The following is a 22,850-nucleotide window of genomic DNA, read 5'->3' as shown; positions in this document are numbered from 1 at the left end:
CCTGCGAGGAGTTTCCATGACCGCTATTACCATCACCGACGCCGCCCACGATTATCTGGCTGATCTGCTCTCCAAGCAGAACACCCCGGGTATTGGCATCCGCGTCTTTATCACCCAGCCTGGCACCCAGTACGCCGAAACCTGCATTGCGTACTGCAAGCCGGGCGAAGAAAAACCTGAAGACACCGCGTTGGGGCTCAAAAGCTTCACCGCATACATCGATTCGTTCAGCGAAGCTTTCCTGGATGACGCGGTCGTCGACTATGCCACGGACCGCATGGGCGGCCAGCTGACGATCAAGGCGCCCAACGCCAAAGTCCCAATGGTCAATGCTGACAGCCCGGTCAATGAGCGTATCAATTACTACCTGCAAACCGAGATCAATCCTGGGCTGGCCAGCCACGGCGGTCAGGTCAGCCTGATCGATGTGGTCGAAGACGGCATCGCCGTGCTGAAGTTCGGCGGCGGTTGCCAGGGCTGCGGCCAGGCAGACGTCACCCTTCGCGAAGGCATCGAGCGCACCTTGCTTGAGCGCATTCCCGAGCTCAAGGGTGTACGCGATGTGACGGACCATACGCAGAAAGAAAACGCCTACTACTGAGTAAGGTGTTCGCTGCGAAATGAAAAACGGCACCCGTGAGTGCCGTTTTTTTATGGGAAAATCACTGGCCCCATCGCGAGCAGGCTCGCGATGAGGCCCTATGGCCTGTAGAGATGCGCATGCCCCGCGCGATACAGCGACGACTCGCTGAACTGATCGCTCCCCAACACCCGACCCACCAAAATCAACGCCGTGCGCCGAAACCCTTTCGCCGCAACCTTCCCGGCTATGTCCGCAAGCGTTCCCACCACCCAATCCTGATCCGGCCAGCTCGCCCGGTGAATCACCGCGATCGGGCAGTCTGCGCCGTAATGCGGCAGCAGTTCGGCGATGATCTTTTCCAGATGCTGCACGCCCAAATGAATCGCCATGGTCGCCCCATGCTGCGCCAGGCTGCCCAGCTCTTCACCAGCCGGCATCGCGGTTTTGTCGGCATAGCGGGTCAGAATCACGCTCTGTGAAACGTCGGGCAGCGTCAGTTCAGCACCGAGAAGCGCCGCGCATGCCGCCGTCGCCGTAACACCTGGAACGATTTCAAATGCAATCCCGAGTTCGCGCAGGTAGCGAATCTGCTCGCCAATCGCCCCGTAAAGACTCGGATCACCTGAATGCACTCGCGCCACGTCCTGACCGTTAGCATGGGCGGTCTTGATCAGTTCAATGATCTGCTCCAGGTGCAATTCGGCGCTGTTGACCACCTGTTCGGCACAATGGCCTTCGAGCACGGCGGCGGGCACTAAAGAGCCGGCGTAAATGATCACCGGGCAACTGCGAATCAGCCGTTGGCCTTTGACGGTGATCAGTTCCGGGTCGCCGGGACCTGCGCCAATGAAGTAGACGGTCATCGTCCGTTCCTTTGAATAAAGAGTCTGTCAGAAAAGGGGCTTGGGCAAGGCTTCAGATGAAGATTGCTCATGATCGAAGGCGGGATTGTCGGGGATCTTACGCAACGCAGGCCAACGCCAGGGTGGCCTGAGCATATTTTTGTCGCGAAATCAGCAGTTTCGCCGGTGCCTGGGCCAGGTGTTCGGCCAGGGCCAGGGCGGCACTTTCCGCCACGCCGTAGCAGCCAGTGCGTTCGAACGCGATGTCCGAATGATGGCTGAGTTGCGGTTTATAACCTTCCAATTGCTCACGGCTGAAATACATCAGCGGCAACGCGAGTTGTTCGGCGAGTTCGATCAGGCCAGGCTCATTACGCTTCAAGTCGATGCTGGCCAGGGCCTTGATCTGGTGAAGTTCGATTTGATGAGCCTGCAATGCCTGATCGATCAACGCCCGCAGCGTGCTGGCGGGGCAGCCGCGCTGGCAGCCCAGGCCGACGACTAAAGTCGGCGCTGCGCGGGTATCAATCATGCGTGGTATTGGCCATCGCTTTTGCGGCGGAACAACCAGGCGCTGATCAGGCCCAAGGCCAGCCAGAACGCGACATTGGTCAGCTGCGACGCGATTTTGAACTGCGCTTCCAGCGCTTCCGGAGCCAGCATCGAGTGCACTTCCGGTTGCGGCGCGCCGATCACGTGCGGAACAGCGAGAATCGCTACGCCGAGAATCTTCATCAGCCAGTGGCGGCTGAACACGATCAACGCAATGCCGACGGCGGTGGAGGCGGCCGTACCGATCCACCAGAGTTGCCGTTGGGCCAGATCCGCCGCGGCAGTGCCCGGCAGTTCAGGCGGCAGGCCGAGGGTCGGCGCCAGCACGAACGTCGCGTAACCGGCCAGGCCCCAAAGCAAGCCCTGAGAGGTTTTGGTCGGTGCACGCAAGGTGTAGAGACCGGCGAGCATCAGGGCGAAACCGACGGCGACTACCAGGTTGCCGCCCGTGGTCGACAGCACGCGCTGCCAACCGTCTTCCGGTTCCCAGGCTTCAGCGTCGTGACTGTGAGCGGCGACACCGGCGGCGTGTTCGTGAACTTCAACAGCGGCCGGCCCGGATTTTTCGTAGGTTTCGGCCTGCAGAATCAGCGGCGAGACCCAGAAACTTTGCAGCAGGGTCAGCAGCAGGGCGGCCAGCAGTCCGGTGAAACCTGCGGTATGCGCAATTCGCTTGATCATGTCGGCAGGTCTCAATGGCACGGGAAGGCGGAGCTGTGACGGGTATCGTGCGCGGCATTGTGCACCGCTTCGATGTGCGAGAAACCGGCGAAATACACGAGGCACGCGCCAAGGATCGACGCGCACATGGCGGCGATCAGACGTTGGCTCAGGGTTGTGGCGGAGCTGGCGGAGTTGTGGTCGGTACTGCTGATGATCGACATGGCGCATCCCTCTGGTCTGTCAGCGGGTGAATAGAGCGCATGAAGACCCCTGCGAGTCGGGCGCGCAGAGGTTCAAACAGCGCCCGCCCACCGCGGGTTTGTTATTCAGTGACGTAAGGGTCACTTTGTGTTGCGGGCCGGTCTCCGGGCTCACGAGGGGCGCTGGCTTTCGCCTGAACCTGCAAGCATCACCTTCCCATGCCGAACTGCTGGCACAGTGGATCTGACGCTTCGCTCGCTTACCGTTGCGGGGGCAGCACCGGACTGACATGGCTTTGAGTAAAGCACATGATTCACCGGTTTCCCGTTTCACCCTGTGAAGGGCACCCGTAACAAGGCGTGTAGGAGAGCATGGGCGGGGGTTTGGCGTCAATTGGCATGGATTCTCAGTCGGTACCCAATACCTGTGGCGAGGGCGCTTGCTCCCGCTGGGGTGCGAAGCGGCCCCCGGCATTCCTTCAGGCGTACCTCTCAAGCAGGTATTGCGACGGCTTCGCCGCCGAACGGGAGCAAGCTCCCTCGCCACAATGGGGCGTGAGGTCTCACGAGACATTGACCCGCCTCCACACCATGCGTAGCCTTGCGCTTTCGAGGTTCTTCGGCATGTGCCGAAGCTAAGAAGGGAACGCGGTCAATGCCGCGGCTGCCCCCGCAACTGTGAACGGTGATGTTCGCTGCCACGCCACTGCAAACCCTGTCCGACAGGCTCGCGGGAAGGCGCAGCGAATGCCAGGCCAAAGCGCCCGGCACACCGTCAGCCAGGAGACCTGCCTCGAAACGAATTCTCACTACAACCGGGCGGGGTGATCCGGTGGCGAAATCTTCCGCGCAATCATCGTTGCGGTCGTCGTCCCGTATGCCCGCCACCTTGCCAAAGGGCATCCGATGAAAACACTGGCCAAACTCCCCGTCACCATCGTTACCGGTTTCCTCGGCTCGGGCAAAACCACCTTGCTGCGGCACATGCTCGACAACGCTCAGGGCCGCCGCATTGCGGTGATCGTCAACGAGTTCGGCGAGCTGGGCATCGACGGCGAAATCCTCAAGCAGTGTTCCATCGGTTGCACGGAAGAAGAAGCCAACGGCCGCGTCTACGAACTGGCCAACGGCTGCCTGTGCTGCACCGTCCAGGAAGAATTCTTCCCGGTGATGCGCGAACTCGTCGCCCGTCGCGGCGACCTCGACCACATCCTCATCGAAACTTCGGGTCTGGCCCTGCCAAAGCCGTTGGTTCAAGCCTTCCAGTGGCCGGAAATCCGCAGCGCCTGCACCGTTGACGCGGTCATCACCGTGGTCGACAGCCCGGCCGTGGCCGCCGGCACCTTCGCCGCATTCCCGGATCAAGTCGACGCCCAGCGCAAACTCGATCCGAACCTGGACCACGAATCGCCGCTGCACGAACTGTTCGCCGATCAACTGGCCAGCGCCGACCTGGTGATCCTCAACAAGGCCGACCTGATCAGCCCTGAAGACCTGGCTCGCGTGCGCCTGGAAGTCGCCGAAGAGCTGCCGCCAGCGGTCAAAGTCATCGAAGCCAGCAGCGGCCGCGTGCCACTGGACGTGCTGATCGGCCTCGGTGCCGGTTCCGAAGAACACATCGACAGCCGTCACAGCCACCACGATCACCATCATGAAGGTGAAGACGATCATGACCATGACGCCTTCGATTCGATCTCCATTGAGCTGCCGCAAGCCGACGAAAGCCTGCTGCTGGATGCGCTGACCCAACTGGTGGTCCAGCACGGCATCCTGCGGGTCAAAGGTTTCGCCGCGATTCCGAACAAACCGATGCGCCTGCTGATCCAGGGCGTGGGCACGCGTTTCGACAAGCATTTCGACCGTCAGTGGGGCGCCGATGAAGCGCGCACCACGCGTCTGGTGCTGATCGGCCAGGAGCTGGACGCCACGCTGCTTGAAGCGCAACTGCGCGCCGCGCTCAGCGTTTAAACCATGCACCTGCTCAGGACCCAGCCCGGCGGTTTCGTGTCGGATGACAACATCGCCGACCTTGGACAAACCCCCGCCGAGCTGGTGATCCTGTGCAGCGGCGACTCCAGTCTGGCGCTGCTCGCCGAAGCGGCGCAGCAGTTACCGGACGATTACCCGAGCGTGCGCCTGGCTAACCCGATGCAGGTGCAGAATCACGCGTCGGTCGACCTGTATGTCGACGAAGTGTTGCACCATGCCAAGGTCATTCTGATTTCGTTGCACGGCGGCATCGCCTATTGGCGTTACGGGGTCGAGCGTCTGGTGGAGCTGTCCCAGCGCGGTGTTCAGCTGATTCTGGTGCCCGGCGATGACCGCCCGGACCCGGAACTCAGCGACCTGAGCACCGTGGCCGCCGACGACCGCGACCGGCTCTGGCAGTTTTTGCGTCAGGGCGGCATGGCCAATGCCCTGGATTTTTTCCGCTGCCTGGCCAATCGCTGGCTGGATCGCGATTACGCTTGGGCCGAGCCGCAAACCCTGCCGCGCACGGCGATTTACCACCCGCAAAAGAGCCCCGCAGACCTTCACGATTGGCAAGCCGATTGGCAGGCCGGTCAACCGGTGGCGGCGGTGCTGTTCTATCGCTCGCATTTGCAGGCGGCGAACACCGCGTTCATCGATGTTTTCTGCCAGCGTTTGCAGGCGGCGGGTTTGAACCCGTTGCCGATTGCTGTGGCCAGTCTGAAAGAACCCGGCTGCCTGACGGTGGTCGAGGACCTGCTGGACGAAGTCGAGGCTGGGGTGATCCTCAACACCACAGGTTTCGCTCAATCCAGCCCCGAAGCGCCGCATCTGCGGCCGTTTCGACGCAACATTCCGGTGATCCAGGCGATCTGCGCCCAGGACAACGAGCCGGGCTGGCTTGCCAGTGAACAGGGCCTCGGCCCGCGTGATCTGGCGATGCACATCGCGCTGCCGGAACTGGACGGACGGATCATCAGCCGGCCGATCAGCTTCAAGGACCTGGCCTGGCGCAGCGAGCGCAGTCAGTCGGACGTGGTGTGCTATCGGGCGCAACCGGAGCGCATGGATTTCGTCGCCGAACTGGCACGGCGCTGGATCGACCTGGCGCGAGTGCCGAATAGCGAAAAACGCATCGCGCTAATCCTCGCCAACTACCCGACCCGCGATGGGCGCATTGGCAATGGCGTGGGCCTCGACACCCCGGCCGCCGCGCTGAACATCCTGCGGGCGCTGTACACAGAAGGTTATCCGTTGCCCGCCGAGTTGCCGGACAGCGGCACTGCGTTGATTCAACAGTTGCTCGGCGGTGTCAGCAACGACCTCGACACCATTGATCAGCGTCCCTGCGCGCAAAGTATGGCGATGGACGACTATCGGCAGATGTTCAACCGATTGCCCGAAGCCAATCAGCAAGCGGTGCTGGAGCGTTGGGGCACGCCCGAAAGCGATCCGATGTGCCGTGACGGACGTATGATGATCGCCGGGTTGCGCTTTGGCCTCACCTTCGTCGGGATTCAGCCAGCGCGGGGGTATCAGGTCGATCCGAGTGCGGTGTATCACGACCCGGACCTGGTGCCGCCCCACGGCTACCTGGCGTTCTACTTCTGGCTGCGCAACACCTATGGCGCCCACGGCGTGATTCACGTCGGCAAGCACGGCAACCTCGAATGGCTGCCGGGCAAGGGCGTCGGGCTGTCGGAAAATTGCTGGCCGGACGCGCTGCTCGGGCCGCTGCCGAACATTTATCCATTCATCGTCAACGACCCGGGCGAAGGCGCCCAGGCCAAGCGTCGCACCCAAGCGGTGATCATCGACCACCTGATGCCGCCGCTGACTCGCGCCGAAACCTACGGTCCGCTGCGCAACCTCGAGTTGTTGGCCGACGAGTATTACGAAGCGCAATTGCTCGATCCGCGCCGCGCCCGAGAGTTGCAGCGCGACATCCTGCAACTGGTGCGCGACACGCACATCGACCGAGAACTGCAACTGGACGACAAGCTCAACAGCGACGCTGATGCGGCGATCTGGTTGCCGCGGCTGGACACGTACCTGTGCGACTTGAAAGAGTCGCAGATCCGCGATGGGCTGCACATCTTTGGCGAGTCGCCGACCGGGCGCTTGCGCGTCGACACGTTGTTGGCGTTGTTGCGCATTCCTCGTGGCGATGGACGGGGTGCGCAATCGAGTCTGCTGCGGGCGTTGGCCAGGGCGTTCGAATTGGGGTTTGATCCGCTGGATTGTGCGTTGGCTGAGCCGTGGACCGGTCCGCGGCCCGTAGAGCTGCTGAGCGTTACTGATGAAGTGTGGCGCACGGCTGGCGATACCCGCGAACGGCTGGAGCTTTTCGCCGCCCAGTTGATCTCGCTGAAACTGAACCCATCTCAAGCCAACCACAATCCCTGTGGGAGCGGGCTTGCCCGCGAACGCGGTGTATCTGATAACTCATTGTCGCCTGACACTCCGCTTTCGCGGGCAAGCCCGCTCCCACAGGGTTTTATGTGGACTGAAGTTAGCGCCATCCTTGAGAGCCTGCGCGAAGTCGTCGCCCCGCGCCTGGACGCCTGCGGCCCCGCAGAAATGCGTGGCCTGCTCGACGCCCTGGGCGGTCGTTTCGTCCCGGCCGGCCCCAGCGGCGCACCGAGTCGCGGTCGTCTGGACGTGCTGCCGACCGGGCGCAATTTCTATTCGGTGGACGTACGCAACCTGCCGACCACCACCGCGTGGCGCATCGGTTTCCAGTCGGCCAACCTTATTCTCGAACGGCATCTGCAAGACCATGGCGATCACCTGCGTCAGCTCGGTCTGTCCGTCTGGGGCACCGCGACCATGCGCACCGGCGGCGACGACATCGCCCAGGCCATGGCGCTGATGGGCGTGCGCCCGGTCTGGGCCACCGGCAGTCAGCGGGTCGACGATTTTGAAATCCTGCCGCTGAGCTTGCTCGACCGTCCGCGGGTGGATGTGACCTTGCGTGTGTCCGGATTCTTCCGTGATGCCTTCGCCAACCTGATCCGCCTGTTCGACGCCGCCGTGCAAGCGGTCGCCGCGCTGGACGAGCCAGACGACCTCAACCCATTGGCTGCCAAAGTGCGCGCCGAACGTGAAGCGCTGATGCAATCAGGCCTGGATGAAGACGCGGCCAGGCGTCAGGCCGGTTGGCGCATCTTCGGGGCGAAACCCGGTGCTTATGGCGCAGGCGTGCAGGGCGCCATCGACGGCCGTCTGTGGCAAAGCCGCGAAGACCTGGCCGAGGTTTACCTGAACTGGGGCGGCTACGCTTACGGCGGGTCCGATGAAGGCACCGCCGCCCGCGAACAATTCGCCCAGCGTCTGAGTCAGGTGCAGGCCGTGTTGCAAAACCAGGACAATCGCGAGCATGACCTGCTCGATTCCAATGACTATTACCAATTCCAGGGTGGCATGCTCGCCGCCGTGGAAAGCCTCAGCGGCGAAGCGGCGGCCAGTTACCATGGCGATCACAGTCAGCCGGACTTGCCGAAGATCCGCACCTTGAAGGAAGAGCTGAACCGGGTGATCCGCTCCCGGGCGGCGAATCCGAAGTGGATCGACGGCGTGAAGCGTCACGGCTATAAAGGCGCGTTCGAATTGGCTGCGACGGTCGATAACCTGTTTGCGTTCGACGCCACGACCCAGTTGATCGACGATCATCAGTATGCGTTGCTGGCGGATGCGTATTTGCTCGATCCGGCAACCCGGGATTTTGTGCGTGAGCATAATCCGCATGCACTGCGCGACATGACCGAGCGCATGCTCGAGGCGCAGCAGCGGGGGATGTGGCAGGAACCGGGCGCGTATCGCGAGGCCCTGGAAAACTTGTTGCTGGATATAGAAGAAGACAGCTGAAATGGACCTGTGGCGAGGGAGCTTGCTCCCGCTGGGCTGCGCAGCAGCCCAAAAACCTGAATGCACATTTTGTCAGGCAGACCTTAGTGTCAGTATCTACTGCTGCTTCGCAGCCGAACGGGAGCAAGCTCCCTCGCCACAGGTTTTGAGTGTGTTCTTGAGATCGCTGTTACGGACCATGACCGAGTATTGAAGATGACCGACACCCCCCATTTCCCGCTCTCCGCCGTGGTCGGCGCCGACGATCTGAAACTCGCCCTCTATCTGACCGCCATCGACCCGAAAATCGGCGGCGTGCTGATCGAAGGCCCGCGCGGCATGGCCAAGTCAACCCTCGCCCGAGGCCTGGCGGACTTGCTGGCCAGCGGGCAATTCGTCACCTTGCCCCTGGGCGCCACCGAAGAACGGCTGGTCGGCACCCTCGATCTCGACGCCGCCCTGAGCGAAGGCCGCGCGCAATTTTCCCCCGGCGTACTGGCCAAGGCCGACGGCGGTGTGCTGTACGTCGACGAAGTCAACTTGCTGCCCGATCACCTCGTTGACCTGTTGCTCGACGTGGCCGCCAGCGGCACCAACCTGATCGAGCGCGACGGCATCTCCCATCGGCATTCGGCGAAGTTTGTACTGATCGGCACCATGAACCCGGAAGAGGGCGAGCTGCGTCCGCAACTGCTCGACCGTTTTGGCCTGAACGTCGCCCTCAGTGGCCATACCGCACCGGCCGAACGTGGCCAGATCATCCGTCGGCGTCTGGATTTCGACAGCGATCCCCAGGGTTTCTGCGTCGAGTGGGAAAGCCAGCAGCAGTCCCTGCGTGAACGCTGCCAGAAGGCGCGCGGCGCATTGGCGAACATCCCCCTGGATGATGCCGCACTGGCGCAGATCACCGAACGCTGTTTCGCCGCCGGTGTCGATGGCCTGCGTGCCGATCTGGTCTGGTTGCGCGCGGCCCGTGCCCACGCCGCATGGCGAGGGGCGAGCGCCATCGGTGAGGAAGACATCGACGCCGTCGCCGAGTTTGCCCTGCGTCATCGTCGTCGCGAGCAATCGCCACCAGCGCCGCAACACAATCAGTCGCCCTCGGCGCAATCTTCCAGCCCGAGCGAAGGCCAGGGCCAATGGGGCGAAATGCCCGCTCAGGCGCTGCCGGTTGGCGCCCGACGTGAAGTGCCGAGCTGGCCAAAAAAGCCCTAGGCATTCGCCCTCGATCTGACGCGGGGGCGAATGCCAGACCCCGCGCAGGCCGGCTGGATAACGGTAAACAAGGCAAGCGCCACGCCGCGCACAGCGGCTCGATCAACTGGCCCGGCACTTTGCTCAATGGTCGGCCGCGTCAGCGCAAAGATGTGCTGTTCCACCTGCGCACGCGTTCCTCCCATGAGCTGTGGCTGGTGATCGTCGACGCATCGGCCTCGACTCGCCGTCATCAGGCGTTGAGCGACGCCAAGGGTTTGCTCGCGCAAGTGTTCGACGATGCGTATCGCCAACGCGCGCGCCTTGCGTTGTTGACCGCCAGCGGTCAGGCGCCGAAGTGGCAGGTAGAAGGCTTGAAAGCGTCAGCGGGGTTGCGTGCCTGGCTCGATGGTCTGGGCGCGGGCGGCGGCACGCCGTTGTTGGCGGCGTTGGGCGAAGCGGGGCGTTGGCTGGCGACACGGCAAAAACGCTTTCCGGCGGAACAGCAAAGGCTGCTGCTGGTGACCGATGGGCGATTGAAGAACTGGCCGGGGTTGCCAGTGCTGGACTGCCCGGGGTTATTGATTGATATCGAGCGCGGGCCGATTCGGCTGGGTCGGGCCAGACAGATGGCGGCAGATTTGCATGCGGATTATCGGCACATTGATGAGCTGGTTTCAGGATAAGGGCTGTGTTGTCTGCAAGGGCCCCTTCGCGAGCAAGTCGCACCGCCGCTCCCACAAGATTGGTGAACGCTGCAGATCCCCTGTGGGAGCGAGCCTGCTCGCGATGGCATCACCCCGGTCCCGGAGAATCATGGCGAATCCGCATCGCTCCCCTATGCTCTGAGTGCATTCGATCACAGGAGTGAATCATGCGCGCACTTGCCGTTAACCATCAGAACGATTTCCGCGTCAAAGCCTATGCCGGCACCAATGGCGTGCTGTTGGCCATGGATGTGGCCGAACCCCGCCGCAAAGGCCTGCTGGGTTTCGCCATCGAAAAGCAGCAGGGCGACAAACCCTGGCAGTTTCTATTCAACAGCCTGACGTTCCCGGGTAAGACCCATACCTTCCCTCAATACCACGCCACCCCCAGCAATATCGCGCCGTTGCAGAAATTTCGCTGGGCCGATTACGCGGTCAATCCGGGGCTGACGATCCAGTATCGGGTCTATCTGGCCTACGGCAGCGCCGATGCGCCGCAACTGGGTGAATCCCTGGAGGTGACGGTCACTTCCGACGATGGCCATCCCGGCAACCAGAGTGTCAATTTCAACCGCGCCGTGGCCGCCAGTCAGGCATTCCAGCGCAAGTTTCCCGAGCTCGACGCGCTCCTCAGCGGCAAGGAAAGATTGCCCCTCGAAGCTTGGCCCGATGCCCCGCGCCAATGGCTGGAGAATGGTCTGCTCGGGCGTTTGCTGGGTTTTATCGAGCGTGCCGTTGGTAGCGAGTGGGCACTGGATGTCGCCATTTACGAGTACCAGTTGCCGGTGATTGTCGAGGCGGTGAACGCGGCGCAGGAGCGCGGGGTGCACGTTCGCGTTCTGTATCACGCGCAACCGGGCGAAGACACCACCGCCATGAACGAGGCCAGCCTGGAAAAGATCCCGACGGCAAACAAGCGCGGGCGCGTCACCCACAGTATTTTTCATAACAAGTTCATGGTCCTGAGCCGGTTGGATGCAGCGGGTCTGCGCCAGCCAGAAGCCGTGCTCTGCGGCAGCACCAACTTCACCCCCAACGGAATTTACCGTCAGGCCAACGTGGTGCATGTGCTGGACGATGCTCAGGTCGGCGCCCGTTATCTGCAAACGTTCGAGCAGGTCTGGAATACACCGGCGGATGTCGGCGCCACGCGACAGTGGATCACCGAACATAACCCGATGGACCCGAGCCAACCGTTGTTTGCCGGATTCTCCCCACGCTCGGGTCAGGGCGACTTGCATGAGTTCGTCGATATCATCAGTGCGGCGAAGAAAGACCTGCTGTTCGTCACCGCGTTCACCTTGCCAGCCGCCATCCTCAACGCGTTGCTCGGTAAGCCCCACGACGACATCCTGCGCTACGGCCTGCAAAACTCCGCGAGCAAAATCACCGGGTTTCATGCCGACCGCAGCGCCGAATTCACTACGGTGGCGCTGCTCAACACCGGCCTGGAAGGCTGGCTCATGGAAAGCAAGGAAGGCCAGAAGGGCAATCTGCTGGTGCACACCAAAGCCATCGTCACGGATTTCACCAGCGATTCACCGACGATCATCAGCGGCAGCCATAACCTCAGTGCGGCGGCCAGTAACAGCAATGACGAGAACTACCTGATCATTCGCGGCGATACCGACCTGGCCGATCGTTATGGTCTGGAATTGCTGCGGTTTTATGAGCATTACCGGTTTCGGTATTTCGCGAAGAAACTGGCGCTCAAGGAGGTGCATCCGTTGGTGGCGGATGACAGTTGGACTGATGATTATTATGTCGAGGGGGATTTGCGTCAGTTGTCCCGACTGCGTTTTTCCGGGCAGTAATCGTTGGCCTCATGAGCCCCATGGCGAGCAGGCTCGCGGCCACATTGGATCTCGGGCGTTCACAAATCCTGTGGGAGCGAGCCTGCTCGCGATGGGGGCGACGCGGTCCAGGCGCGTCAGCGGAACAGATTCGTTCGCGCTAACTCGATCACCTCATCCCCACGCCCGCTCATCACCGCTTTGAGCATGTACAAACTGAACCCTTTTGCCTGTTCCAGCTTGATCGTCGGTGGCATCGCCAATTCCTGAGTCGCGGTCACCACGTCCACCAGCACGGGCCCGTCATGCGCCAGCGCGCGGCGCAAGGCCGGTTCCAGCGCCTCGGATTCCTCGACACGAATCCCCAGGATCCCCATGGCATTGGCCATCGCCGCGAAGTCCGGATTGTGCAGGTCTGTGCCGGTATCCAGCAGCCCGCTGGACTTCATTTCCATGGCCACGAACCCGAGCGAGGCATTGTCGAAGACGATGATTTTCACCGGCAGCTTCAGTTGCGTCAGCGAAATGAAGTCCCCCATCAACATGCTGAAACCGCCATCGCCGGACAGCGAGATCACCTGCCGCCCGGGAAACGCCGCTTGCGCGCCAATGGCGTGGGGCATCGCGTTCGCCATGGAACCGTGATTGAACGAGCCGAGCAGTCGGCGCTTGCCGTTCATTTTCAGATAGCGTGCGGCCCAAACGGTCGGCGTGCCCACGTCGGCGGTGAAGATCGCATCGTCATCGGCCAGTTCACTGAGCAGGCGCGTGAGGTATTGCGGATGAATAGGCCGACCTGCCGCCGACGGTTGAGCCAGGTCATCCAGACCCTGACGGGCCTTTTGGTAGTGTGTGAGGGATGACTCGAGAAAGCTCCGATCACCACGATAAGGCAGGCGCGGCAGCAACGTGGCGAGGGTTTCGCCAACATCGGCGGCGATGCCCAGATCCAGCGTGGTGCGCCGTCCAAGGGCTTGCGGGTCGTGGTCGATCTGAATGACGGTGGCGTCGGTTGGGTAGAACTGCCGATAGGGAAAGTCAGTCCCGAGCATCACCAGCGTGTCGCAGTTGAGCATTGCATGATAACCGGAGCTAAAGCCGATCAGCCCGGTCATACCGACGTCGAACGGATTGTCCCACTCCACGTGCTCTTTGCCGCGCAACGCATGCACTACCGGCGCACCGAGCGCGTCGGCCAACGCCACCACCTGGTCGTGAGCACCCGCGCAGCCAGCGCCGCACATTAGCGTCACCGCTTTGCTCTGGCTCAGTAATTCGACCAGCCGATCCAAGTCGTGAGGCGCGGGGAGGGTGCGAGGTTTCGACAGCGCCGGCCAGGGCTTGAGGTTGTCTTCGACTTCCTGCAGCGCCACATCGCCTGGAATCACCACCACTGCGACACCGCGATTGAGGATTGCACTGCGCATCGCCCGATGCAGCACCTGGGGCATCTGCGCCGGGTTGCTCACCAGTTCGATGAAGTGGCTGCATTCCTTGAACAGTTCCTGGGGGTGGGTTTCCTGAAAGTAATTGAGGCCTACTTCCGAGGACGGAATCTGCGCGGCGATGGCCAACACGGGCACATGGTTTTTATGGCAATCGAAGAGCCCGTTGATCAAGTGCAGATTGCCTGGCCCACAGCTGCCAGCGCACACCGCCAGCTCCCCGGTGACCGCCGCTTCGGCACCCGCAGCGAACGCCGCAACTTCCTCGTGACGCACGTGCATCCACTCGATGCTGTCCATGGTCCGCAGGGCTTCGGTCAGGCCGTTCAGGCTGTCGCCCGTCAAGCCCCAGATGCGTTTCACGCCGGCCTGTTCAAGGGTAATTGCCAGTTGCCGGGCAAGGGTGATTTTCGCCATGGGGTGCTCCAGTGATCAATGAATTGTCCTCGGGGGTTAAAAGAGGACAACGCGGCGGCAACCATGACTCACCCTGATTCGAGATTACTTGCCCATCGCCTGCCGGTACTGCCGCGTGCGCCGGGCGATGTACAGCTGATCGAGAATCAACGCCCATATCGCCCAAACCTGTGGCCGGGTCTTGCGCCCGCGGCTCAGGCGATGCAGCTGGAATTTCACCACCGCCATGCTCGCCAGGGCGGCCAGTGGTTTGCGTTTCCAGCGGATCGGCGGCAATTGCGGGTGGCTGTTCTGGCCTTCGCGCCAGCGTTTAACCAGGTGCGGTTCGATGGCCAGTGCCGTGCCAATGCCGGCTATGGCGATGCCGCTGTCGAGCACCTGTTCGACGATGGCCAAGCGTCGGATCCCGCCCGTCACCATCACCGGCATGCTCGCAACGCCGGCCAGTTCGCCGGCCATTTCCAGAAAGTACGCCTCCCGGGCCAGGGTCCTGCCGTCGCGGGCTTCGCCTTGCATGGCCGGTGCTTCGTAGCTGCCACCGGAGAGTTCCAGCAAATCCAGTGGCTGTTCGTTGAGCCACTGGATCACTTGCCGGGCGTCGTCGGCGTCGAAACCGCCGCGCTGGAAGTCTGCAGAATTGAGTTTTACCGCGACACAAAACTGTGGCGATACGGCTTGGCGAACGGCGCTGACCACGGCCAGCAGCAGGCGGGCGCGATTCTCCAGCGAGTCACCCCAGCGATCATTACGGCGGTTGGTCAAGGGCGAGAGAAACTGGCTGATCAGGTAGCCGTGCGCCGCATGAATCTGCACACCCGTGAAACCGGCTTTTTCCGCCAGCGCAGCACTGGTGGCAAAGCGTTGGATGACCTCGGCGATATCGCTTTCCGACATCGGTTTGGGTTCGGCAAACAGCTTGGAAAACGAACCCAGATCCAGCGCCACGGCCGACGGCGCCCAGGCTTGCTGGCCGAGGTTGGCCATGGTCTGGCGGCCGGGATGATTGAGTTGCACCCAGAAATGCGCGCCACCGGAGCGGCCGATGGTGGCCCACTGACGGAACTGCTCAAGATGCCGTTCGTCTTCCAGCACGACACCTGCGGGGCCGGTCATGGCGCGGCGATCGATCATCACGTTGCCGGTCAGCAGCAGACCCGCTTCGCCCTCGGCCCAGGCCTGATACAGCTGAAACAACGCGCTGGACGGCGCCTGGCCGGTATCCGCGAGGTTCTCTTCCATCGCGGCTTTGGCGATGCGATTGCCGAGGGTCTGGCCGTTGGGCAAATTCAGCGTTTGAAAGGGCGACATGCTTGACTCCTCATCAGTGATGAGTAGAGGCTAAGCTTAAAGTTAACTTTAATGTCAAGCAGGCAAATGAGGCCGAGATGAAGATTGGTGAATTGGCGCAATTGAGCGGGTTGAATGCGTCGCGCATTCGGTTTTACGAGGCTCAGGGGCTGATCCAGCAGGTGGAACGCCTGGCCAACGGCTATCGACGGTACCCGCCACAAGTCCTGCAAACCCTGAAAATAATCCAGTGCGCGCAGCAGGCCGGGTTCAGCCTCGAAGAGCTGAAGTTATTGTTGCCGGACACGGTGACAGGCGAGTTCAAGCACGCTGAACTGGTGGCGAGCCTGGGGCGCAAAGTCGAACAGATCGAAGCGATGCAACTGCACCTGGCGCAGAGCAAGGCGCAGCTGCTGGGGTTGATCGAAAACATCCAGGCACGGCCCGAAGGAATGGCCTGCGGTGAGAATGCCGAGCGGGTGCTGGCGTCGATCAAGCATTAGTTCTGACCGAGACAGTTTTCGCCAAAGGCCTGGTAGCGCAGGACATGGGTGGTGCCCGCCGTATCAATGTAAGTCATCTCTCGTGGCAGGGGGCCGCAACCATCGTCGCTAGTCATGTTGAGCACTTTGGCGATATGGAGTGGCGTCGAATACTTGTAGTCCTCGACTTTCGGCGTGCTGGAATTGTCGACGGAAGCGGCCGCTGCAACACCGCTCAGACTGATAAGAAACAGGGCGGACAGAATGCGTTTCATGATGGGGCTCTCGTAGTGGCTACTGAACGATTTCAGTGGCAGTACGACGAGCCCCGTTGGGGTTTATTCCAGGCTCAGGGAAAAACTTTTCGGCGCCGGGATCGGATTGCGCATCAGCGTGCCGACTACCAGCGCCCCCAGCAAGGCCAGCAACCCGGCGACCAGAAGCAGCAGACTGAAGCCGCCGACGAAGGCCTGACGCGCCAGTGGCTCGACCAACGCACGCGCGGTTTCCGGCAGCAGGTTCATCGCCGCCGTCATGTCACCGGCGACCACCCGTGAGGCAATGCCCTGGGTCTGGCCAAGCCATTGCGTGCCTTGAGTCGACAGGCTGGTGCGTAACAGCAATTCGGTGTGGCTGGACAGCAACGCACCAAAGACACCGATGGCCAGCACGATCGCGCTGAAACGCATGGTGGTGCTCATGCCCGAGGCCATGCCTGTGCGCTCGCGGGGGACGCAGGCCATGATGTTTTTCTGCGTGTCGCCATTGAGCAGGCCGGCACCGGCGCCCGTCACGGCAATGGCCAGTGCGAAGGGCAGGTAGCCGCCGCTGCTGACCGCCCAGGCGCTGAGCAGGTTGCCGCTGCCGACCAGGGTCAAACCCACCGCCATCAGCGTGGCGGGGGCAAATCGATTGGCCAGCCGCGCGCCGATGCGCGGGAAAATCAACATGGTCGCGGCAAACGGCAACATCCCAAGCCCCGACGCGATGGCCGAGAAGCCTAGGCCGTTTTGCAGGTAAAACGGCAGCAACGTCATCATCACCTGGGCGCAACCGGCGTAGGCAAACATGCCGAGCAGGGCGCCGATGAAACGCGGATGCCTGAACAACTGCAGGTCGACCATCGGCCGCTGCTGCATCCGCTCAATCAGCACAAACAGCCCCAACAGCAGCGCGCCCCCGATGATCCGGGCGTAGGTAAGCGGGTTGCTCCAGCCGATTCGATTGGCTTCGATCAAGCCCCAGATCAGGCACAGCAAACTCGCACTGAACGCCAGGCTGCCCCAGGGATCGAGGCGTGCCGATTGGGTGTCTCTGGATTCCGGCACGGCGCGCCAGACCATGAACATCAAGAACGCGCCCACCGGCAGGTTGAGGTAGAAGATCCAGCGCCAGCCGACATATTCGGTGATCAGCCCGCCGACCGTCGGCGCGGCGGTCATCGCCACGCCCATGCACGCGCCCCAGAACGCCCAGGCCTTGGCACGTTCGACTTCATCGTGAAAGGTGTGGCCGATGGAGGCAAGGGCCGAGGTCAACAACAGTGCCGCGCCGACACCCTTGACCGCCCGAGCGATGTCGAGGAACAACGCCGTGGGCGCCGCGCCGCAACCGATGGAGGCAAGGATGAAAATACCCAGGCCCCAGAGCAGGGTTTTCTGTCGGCCAAAACGGTCGGCAATGCTGCCCGCCGGCAGCAACAAGGCCGCGAACGCCAGCATGTAAGCACTGACCACCCATTCAATGTCGGCAAAGTTCGCGCCCAGGTCCCGCGCGATGGTCGGCAGGGTGACGGCGACGATGTTGGTGTCGAGCACGATCAGCGAGCACACGCCGGAGGCCGTCAGCAGTGTCAGGCGTGGATTGACCCGGCTCATGACGTGATTGCCTTTTGGGCAAGATCGTTGACCGCAGCGGCGAAAAGGGGTTTGACGTACATGGCGTTGGCTCTCTACTGTGATTGCCAATGAGCTTATCGCGGTCGATTGTCGGCTTTGTTAGCCAGGCATCGGGACTTCATTACCTTTGAGCTAATGCACCATGGACATACGGCATTTCCGCTACTTTCTGGCCGTTGCCCGGCAAGGCAACTTTACCCGCGCCGCCGAACAACTCGGTATCGCGCCGCCGACCTTGACCCGACAGATCCAGGACATGGAAAACGAACTCGGCACGCGACTGTTCGTGCGCCAGACTCGTGAAGTCAGCCTGACCGAGGCCGGCGCCGCTTTGATGATCGAAGCCGAGGCGACGGTGCGGCAATTCGAATACGCCCAGCACAATGCCCAACGGGCCGGGCGCGGGGACATTGGCCATATCGAACTCGGTTACGTGGCGTCGGCGGTGTACTCGGGGTTGCTGCAAAAACAGGTGCAGGCTTTCAGTCGCGAGTGCCCCGACGTCAGTTTGAATGTGCGGGAAAGCCCCATGGCGTCATTGCCAGCCATGGTGGTCGAGGGGCGATTCGATGTGGGTTATGTCCGCTCACCGATTACCCTGCCCGACGGCCTGGAGGCTATTCGTCTGGACTCAGAAGGCTTTGTGCTGGCGCTGTCCTCCGAGTCCTGGTTGTGCCGACTGCCGGAGATTGCTCCGGAGCATTTGCAAAACGAGACGTTTATTCTGCCGGAGCAAATCAGTGGCACGTTGCAAGTCGCCGCCGAGGGCGGGTTTGCACCGAAACTGGGCGCGCAGCCGGGCGGGCTGGTGGCGGTGATCGCACTGGTTTCGCTGGGGCAGGGCGTCGCGGTCGTGCCGGAGTCGGTGGTCGGGCATGTCGGGTTGCCCGGCGTGGTGTTCCGCACAATCAAGGGCTGCGAGGCGACGTCGTGGTTGTCGTTGATTCATCGGCGGTTCGAGAAGTCGGCGGCGGTGGCTCGGTACATTGAGCAAGTGAAAAATCACTAAGGGCAAAAGCTTCGTCGGAACGCCGCCCGGAGCAGGCTCACTCCCACAGGGAACTTGTGAACACGAAGATCCAATGGGGGAGCGAGCCTGCTCGCAGAAAGCAATCTGCCAAACACCACCAATGCCCCCCAATCTAACAGCAAACCCGACGATTCAACCGCAGAGTGGCGCGAGGCACCGTGCACAGCCGGCGCAAGGTCCGTCGCAACCATGTCAGATCGTGCGTGGGCTTACGCTTCTCCCTCGCCGGTTTCACCCTGCCAATGTGCCTGGCGAAATCCGCCCTCAACGTTTCCTCGGTCCCGATCCCCTTGAGCTTCTTCAGCAGCTTCCCGTCCTTATAAAACAGCACGGTCGGAGTTCCGGTGACGTTCGGGTGTCGAGGCGATTCATGGGTGTTCAGCATGTAGATATTCGCGTGATGCCGATAACCCTCTGCAATCTGACGAAAGACTGGCCCGGCCATTTCGCAGGCAGGGCAGTGCTGACTGCCAAAGTACAAGATCACTGGGCGCCAGGTTTTAAGGGCTTTGCGGTAGGTCGGGGCCAGCGTGTTATGGGCGGTTATCGAGCGCATTGAAACCTCCTTTTTTCACTGTGCGTGAGAGTCTGTCGACGGTAAAGGAGTCGAGGCAGGTGGGTCTACTGTCAGAAATTACAGGTAACACGCTGCTCCAATTTGAATCGCCTTACGACGATTGTGGTGCAAGTACCCGAACCGTTGTAGCCAACGGTAGCGTTCGTTCCCCTGTGCGTTTCGTAACGTCCATTTTTAACGTTCACCCATCCATTTGATTCAAATCACTTTTCAATCTCCCCCACATTCCCCCCACAACCTGTGGCACACTTTCTGCTGTCTGTTCCGTTGTTACATACCTACGTCCGGTATAGCGGAATAAACATCATCCTGGAGTGCTTGCCATGCATCGCCGACCTTCCTTGTTTAAAGCGTGTATTTTTCTTGTCGCAGCTTCGGCTGCTGCCATGGGGGTGGCCCAGGCGGCGGACAGCAAGCTCGATAGCGTGCTGGCCCGCGGGAAACTGATTGTGGGCACGGGCAGTACCAATGCGCCGTGGCACTTCCAGGGAGCGGATGGCAAGTTGCAGGGTTTTGATATCGACATCGGGAAAATGATTGCCAAGGGTTTGTTCAACGATCCAACCAAGGTTGAATTCGTGGTGCAGTCCTCCGATGCGCGGATTCCCAACCTGCTGACCGACAAGGTGGACATCAGTTGCCAGTTCATCACTGTGACCGCCAGCCGGGCCCAGCAAGTGGCGTTCACCCTGCCGTACTATCGCGAAGGTGTCGGACTGCTGCTGCCGGCCAACAGCAAATACAAGGAAATCGACGACCTCAAGGCCGCCAATGACAGCGTGACCGTGGCGGTGCTGCAGAACGTGTACGCCGAAGAGCTGGTGCATCAAGCCTTGCCAAAGGCCAAGGTCGATCAGTACGACAGCGTTGATCTGATGTATCAGGCCGTGAACTCCGGCCGTGCCGACGCCGCCGCCACCGATCAATCGTCGGTGAAATACCTGATGGTGCAGAACCCTGGCCGCTATCGCAGCCCGGCCTACGCCTGGAGCCCGCAGACCTACGCCTGCGCGGTCAAGCGCGGCGATCAGGACTGGTTGAACTTCGTCAACACCACCTTGCATGAAGCCATGACCGGCGTTGAGTTCCCGACTTACGCGGCGTCCTTCAAGCAATGGTTCGGCGTAGACCTGCCGACCCCGGCCATCGGTTTCCCTGTCGAATTCAAATGATCCCGTGAGAGCGGGGCGTCGATGACGCGCCCCGTTCAAGGTACTGCTGACCATGAACTATCAGTTGAACTTTGCCGCCGTGTGGCGCGATTTCGACACCTTGCTGGCGGGGCTCGGTCTGGGCCTTGAACTGGCGCTGCTGTCGATCGCCATCGGTTGCGTAATCGGCCTGATGATGGCGTTTGCTTTGCTGTCAAAGCACCGCGCATTTCGGGTGCTGGCGTCGGTGTATGTGACGGTGATCCGTAATACGCCGATTCTGGTGTTGATTCTGTTGATCTACTTCGCCTTGCCGAGCCTGGGGATCCGGCTGGACAAGATCCCGTCGTTCATCATCACGCTTTCGCTGTACGCCGGGGCGTACCTGACTGAAGTGTTCCGTGGTGGCTTGTTGAGCATTCCCAAGGGGCAGCGTGAAGCCGGCCTGGCCATCGGTCTCGGCGAGTGGCAGGTCAAGGCCTACGTCACCGTGCCGGTGATGCTGCGCAATGTGCTGCCGGCTTTGTCGAACAACTTCATTTCGCTGTTCAAGGACACCTCGCTGGCGGCCGCGATTGCGGTGCCGGAGCTGACCTATTACGCGCGCAAGATCAATGTCGAGAGCTACCGGGTGATCGAAACCTGGCTGGTGACCACCGCGCTCTATGTGGCGGCCTGTTACCTCATTGCCATGATGCTGCGTTACCTCGAGCAGCGTCTGGCGATTCGCCGATAGGAGGCCCCCATGTACGAATCCCCAAGTTGGTTGCATGAGTTGTGGGTGGCGCGGGAAGTTCTGTGGCAGGGCTTTTTGACCAGTGTGCAGGTCTCGGCACTGGCGATCTTGCTGGGCACGATGGTCGGTATTGTTACCGGGCTGGTGCTGACCTACGGCAAGTTCTGGATGCGCGCACCGTTCCGGTTTTATGTGGACATTATTCGCGGCACGCCAGTTTTTGTGCTCGTGCTGGCCTGCTTTTACATGGCGCCCGCATTGGGCTGGCAGATCAGCGCGTTTCAGGCCGGTGCCTTGGGGCTGACGCTGTTCTGCGGCTCCCACGTCGCGGAGATTGTGCGCGGTGCGTTGCAAGCGTTGCCCAGTGGCCAGATGGAAGCGAGCAAGGCCATCGGCCTGACGTTTTATCAGGCGCTCGGCTACGTGTTATTGCCCCAGGCGTTGCGGCAGATCCTGCCGACTTGGGTCAACTCGTCGACCGAAATCGTCAAGGCCTCGACCTTGTTGTCGGTCATCGGTGTGGCGGAATTGCTGCTCAGCACGCAGCAGATCATCGCCCGCACCTTCATGACGCTGGAGTTTTACCTGTTCGCCGGATTTCTGTTTTTCGTCATCAACTACGCCATCGAATTACTCGGCCGGCACATTGAAAAGCGGGTGGCCTTGCCATGACTCAACCTCAAGTTTCGACACAGAACCAGGCCCTGCTGGACATTCGAGGCCTGCACAAACAGTACGGCAAGCTTGAAGTGCTCAAGGGCGTCGACCTGACCATGCAGCGCGGCAACGTGGTCACGCTGATCGGCTCCAGCGGCTCGGGCAAGACCACGCTGCTGCGTTGCGTGAACATGCTCGAAGAGTTCCAGGGCGGGCAGATCGTGCTCGATGGCGAGTCCATCGGCTATGACGAGGTCAACGGCAAACGCGTGCGTCACCCGGAAAAAGTCATCGCCCGGCACCGGGCAATGACCGGCATGGCGTTCCAGCAGTTCAACCTGTTCCCGCACCTGACCGCGTTGCAGAACGTTACCCTTGGCTTGCTCAAAGTTAAAAAGCTGCACAAGGACGAAGCCGTGGCGCTGGCGGAAAAATGGCTGGAGCGGGTTGGCCTGCTGGAACGCCGTGATCACTATCCCGGCCAGTTGTCCGGCGGTCAGCAACAACGCGTGGCGATTGCCCGTGCCATTGCGATGAACCCGAGCCTGATGCTGTTCGACGAAGTCACCTCGGCCCTCGACCCGGAGCTGGTTGGCGAAGTGTTGAACGTGATCAAGGGCCTGGCCGACGAAGGCATGACCATGCTGCTGGTCACCCACGAGATGCGTTTTGCCTTCGAGGTCTCGGACAAGATCGTTTTCATGAATCAGGGGCGTATCGAAGAGCAGGGGCCTCCCAAGGAGCTGTTCGAGCGCCCGCAATCGCCGCGTCTTGCCGAATTTCTCAAGAACACGCGGTTTTAACTTTTATATTTTTCAA

The 22,850-nt window shown here is 61.4% G+C and carries 21 protein-coding genes and 2 riboswitches; of the genes, 12 read left to right on the top strand and 9 right to left on the bottom strand.

What is annotated here, in order from left to right; genetic code table 11:
- The first annotated feature begins 16 nt into the window (after positions 1 to 16).
- A complete protein-coding gene (nfuA, locus tag ACA075_RS16025; RefSeq protein WP_007898222.1) occupies positions 17 to 601 on the top strand; it encodes a Fe-S biogenesis protein NfuA in 585 nt (194 codons plus the stop codon).
- Between the two features lie 98 nt (positions 602 to 699).
- Here the strand turns inward: nfuA and cobM are convergent, their stop codons facing one another.
- The 4 genes from cobM to ACA075_RS16005 form a co-directional block, all read right to left on the bottom strand.
- Positions 700 to 1,446, bottom strand: coding sequence for a precorrin-4 C(11)-methyltransferase (gene cobM, locus ACA075_RS16020; RefSeq protein ID WP_497293783.1), 747 nt, complete (start codon positions 1,444 to 1,446; stop codon positions 700 to 702).
- 97 nt (positions 1,447 to 1,543) lie between these two features.
- Positions 1,544 to 1,957, bottom strand: coding sequence for a cobalamin biosynthesis protein (locus tag ACA075_RS16015; RefSeq protein ID WP_497293781.1), 414 nt, complete (start codon positions 1,955 to 1,957; stop codon positions 1,544 to 1,546).
- A complete protein-coding gene (locus ACA075_RS16010) occupies positions 1,954 to 2,658 on the bottom strand; it encodes a CbtA family protein (protein WP_497293780.1) in 705 nt (234 codons plus the stop codon). Before ACA075_RS16010 ends, ACA075_RS16015 begins: the two co-directional genes overlap by 4 nt.
- Positions 2,659 to 2,669: 11 nt before the next feature.
- Positions 2,670 to 2,861: a CbtB domain-containing protein gene (locus tag ACA075_RS16005; protein ID WP_497293778.1), complete on the bottom strand. Its 192-nt coding sequence runs from the start codon at positions 2,859 to 2,861 to the stop codon at positions 2,670 to 2,672.
- A gap of 118 nt (positions 2,862 to 2,979) precedes the next feature.
- Positions 2,980 to 3,207: riboswitch (cobalamin riboswitch) on the bottom strand.
- A 228-nt stretch (positions 3,208 to 3,435) separates the two neighbouring features.
- A riboswitch (cobalamin riboswitch) is annotated at positions 3,436 to 3,650 on the top strand.
- A 96-nt stretch (positions 3,651 to 3,746) separates the two neighbouring features.
- Here ACA075_RS16005 and cobW point away from each other — a divergent pair.
- The 5 genes from cobW (at position 3,747) to ACA075_RS15980 (ending at position 12,372) form a co-directional block, all read left to right on the top strand.
- Positions 3,747 to 4,808 carry a cobalamin biosynthesis protein CobW gene (gene cobW, locus ACA075_RS16000; protein WP_046048481.1) on the top strand — a complete coding sequence of 354 codons (1,062 nt, stop codon included), beginning with the start codon at positions 3,747 to 3,749 and terminating at the stop codon, positions 4,806 to 4,808.
- Between the two features lie 3 nt (positions 4,809 to 4,811).
- Positions 4,812 to 8,678 (top strand): cobaltochelatase subunit CobN, encoded by a 3,867-nt coding sequence (cobN, locus tag ACA075_RS15995; protein ID WP_497293776.1) that lies wholly within the window; start codon positions 4,812 to 4,814, stop codon positions 8,676 to 8,678.
- Positions 8,679 to 8,873: 195 nt separating this feature from the next.
- Positions 8,874 to 9,872 carry a magnesium chelatase ATPase subunit I gene (locus ACA075_RS15990; RefSeq protein WP_219097218.1) on the top strand — a complete coding sequence of 333 codons (999 nt, stop codon included), beginning with the start codon at positions 8,874 to 8,876 and terminating at the stop codon, positions 9,870 to 9,872.
- Between the two features lie 119 nt (positions 9,873 to 9,991).
- On the top strand, positions 9,992 to 10,537 hold the full coding sequence (locus ACA075_RS15985; RefSeq protein WP_497293773.1) for a vWA domain-containing protein: 546 nt from the start codon (positions 9,992 to 9,994) through the stop codon (positions 10,535 to 10,537).
- A 188-nt stretch (positions 10,538 to 10,725) separates the two neighbouring features.
- On the top strand, positions 10,726 to 12,372 hold the full coding sequence (locus ACA075_RS15980; RefSeq protein ID WP_497293771.1) for a phospholipase D-like domain-containing protein: 1,647 nt from the start codon (positions 10,726 to 10,728) through the stop codon (positions 12,370 to 12,372).
- 116 nt (positions 12,373 to 12,488) lie between these two features.
- Here the strand turns inward: ACA075_RS15980 and poxB are convergent, their stop codons facing one another.
- Both poxB and ACA075_RS15970 read right to left on the bottom strand, forming a co-directional pair.
- Complete coding sequence (gene poxB / locus ACA075_RS15975) at positions 12,489 to 14,213, bottom strand: ubiquinone-dependent pyruvate dehydrogenase (RefSeq protein ID WP_497293769.1); 1,725 nt, start codon at positions 14,211 to 14,213, stop codon at positions 12,489 to 12,491.
- Between the two features lie 84 nt (positions 14,214 to 14,297).
- Entirely contained in the window at positions 14,298 to 15,521 is a 1,224-nt protein-coding gene (locus ACA075_RS15970; protein WP_497293767.1) for an NADH:flavin oxidoreductase/NADH oxidase family protein, read from the bottom strand.
- Between the two features lie 77 nt (positions 15,522 to 15,598).
- Here ACA075_RS15970 and ACA075_RS15965 point away from each other — a divergent pair, with 77 nt between their 5' ends.
- The gene (locus ACA075_RS15965; protein ID WP_094467242.1) at positions 15,599 to 16,003 is read left to right on the top strand and encodes a MerR family transcriptional regulator; all 405 of its coding nucleotides are present in this window, start codon (positions 15,599 to 15,601) and stop codon (positions 16,001 to 16,003) included.
- On the opposite strand, the gene ACA075_RS15960 is transcribed toward ACA075_RS15965, so the two are convergent.
- Together ACA075_RS15960 and ACA075_RS15955 are read right to left on the bottom strand one after the other, a co-directional pair.
- On the bottom strand, positions 16,000 to 16,257 hold the full coding sequence (locus tag ACA075_RS15960) for a DUF2790 domain-containing protein (protein WP_497293765.1): 258 nt from the start codon (positions 16,255 to 16,257) through the stop codon (positions 16,000 to 16,002). The two genes, ACA075_RS15965 and ACA075_RS15960, sit on opposite strands and share 4 nt — an antisense overlap.
- Positions 16,258 to 16,320: 63 nt before the next feature.
- Positions 16,321 to 17,859 (bottom strand): MFS transporter, encoded by a 1,539-nt coding sequence (locus ACA075_RS15955; protein ID WP_497293763.1) that lies wholly within the window; start codon positions 17,857 to 17,859, stop codon positions 16,321 to 16,323.
- A 163-nt stretch (positions 17,860 to 18,022) separates the two neighbouring features.
- Here ACA075_RS15955 and ACA075_RS15950 point away from each other — a divergent pair, with 163 nt between their 5' ends.
- On the top strand, positions 18,023 to 18,889 hold the full coding sequence (locus ACA075_RS15950) for a LysR family transcriptional regulator (protein WP_497293761.1): 867 nt from the start codon (positions 18,023 to 18,025) through the stop codon (positions 18,887 to 18,889).
- Positions 18,890 to 19,022: 133 nt separating this feature from the next.
- Here the strand turns inward: ACA075_RS15950 and ACA075_RS15945 are convergent, their stop codons facing one another.
- The gene (locus tag ACA075_RS15945; protein WP_497293759.1) at positions 19,023 to 19,466 is read right to left on the bottom strand and encodes a thioredoxin family protein; all 444 of its coding nucleotides are present in this window, start codon (positions 19,464 to 19,466) and stop codon (positions 19,023 to 19,025) included.
- A gap of 344 nt (positions 19,467 to 19,810) precedes the next feature.
- Here ACA075_RS15945 and ACA075_RS15940 point away from each other — a divergent pair, with 344 nt between their 5' ends.
- Genes ACA075_RS15940 through ACA075_RS15925 form a run of 4 tightly spaced genes read left to right on the top strand, consistent with a single transcriptional unit; the run spans position 19,811 to position 22,834 of the window.
- Entirely contained in the window at positions 19,811 to 20,659 is an 849-nt protein-coding gene (locus ACA075_RS15940; RefSeq protein ID WP_497293757.1) for a transporter substrate-binding protein, read from the top strand.
- Positions 20,660 to 20,711: 52 nt separating this feature from the next.
- Positions 20,712 to 21,374, top strand: coding sequence for an amino acid ABC transporter permease (locus ACA075_RS15935; RefSeq protein WP_497293755.1), 663 nt, complete (start codon positions 20,712 to 20,714; stop codon positions 21,372 to 21,374).
- A gap of 9 nt (positions 21,375 to 21,383) precedes the next feature.
- Positions 21,384 to 22,046, top strand: coding sequence for an amino acid ABC transporter permease (locus ACA075_RS15930; protein WP_077747697.1), 663 nt, complete (start codon positions 21,384 to 21,386; stop codon positions 22,044 to 22,046).
- On the top strand, positions 22,043 to 22,834 hold the full coding sequence (locus ACA075_RS15925) for an amino acid ABC transporter ATP-binding protein (protein ID WP_077747698.1): 792 nt from the start codon (positions 22,043 to 22,045) through the stop codon (positions 22,832 to 22,834). The genes ACA075_RS15930 and ACA075_RS15925 overlap by 4 nt, the downstream gene beginning before the upstream one ends.
- Positions 22,835 to 22,850: the final 16 nt, after the last annotated feature.

The organism is Pseudomonas sp. LBUM1663, assembly GCF_059695905.1.
The sequence above is the reverse complement of the archived record's forward strand: the minus strand, read 5'-3'. Positions and strand labels throughout refer to the sequence as shown.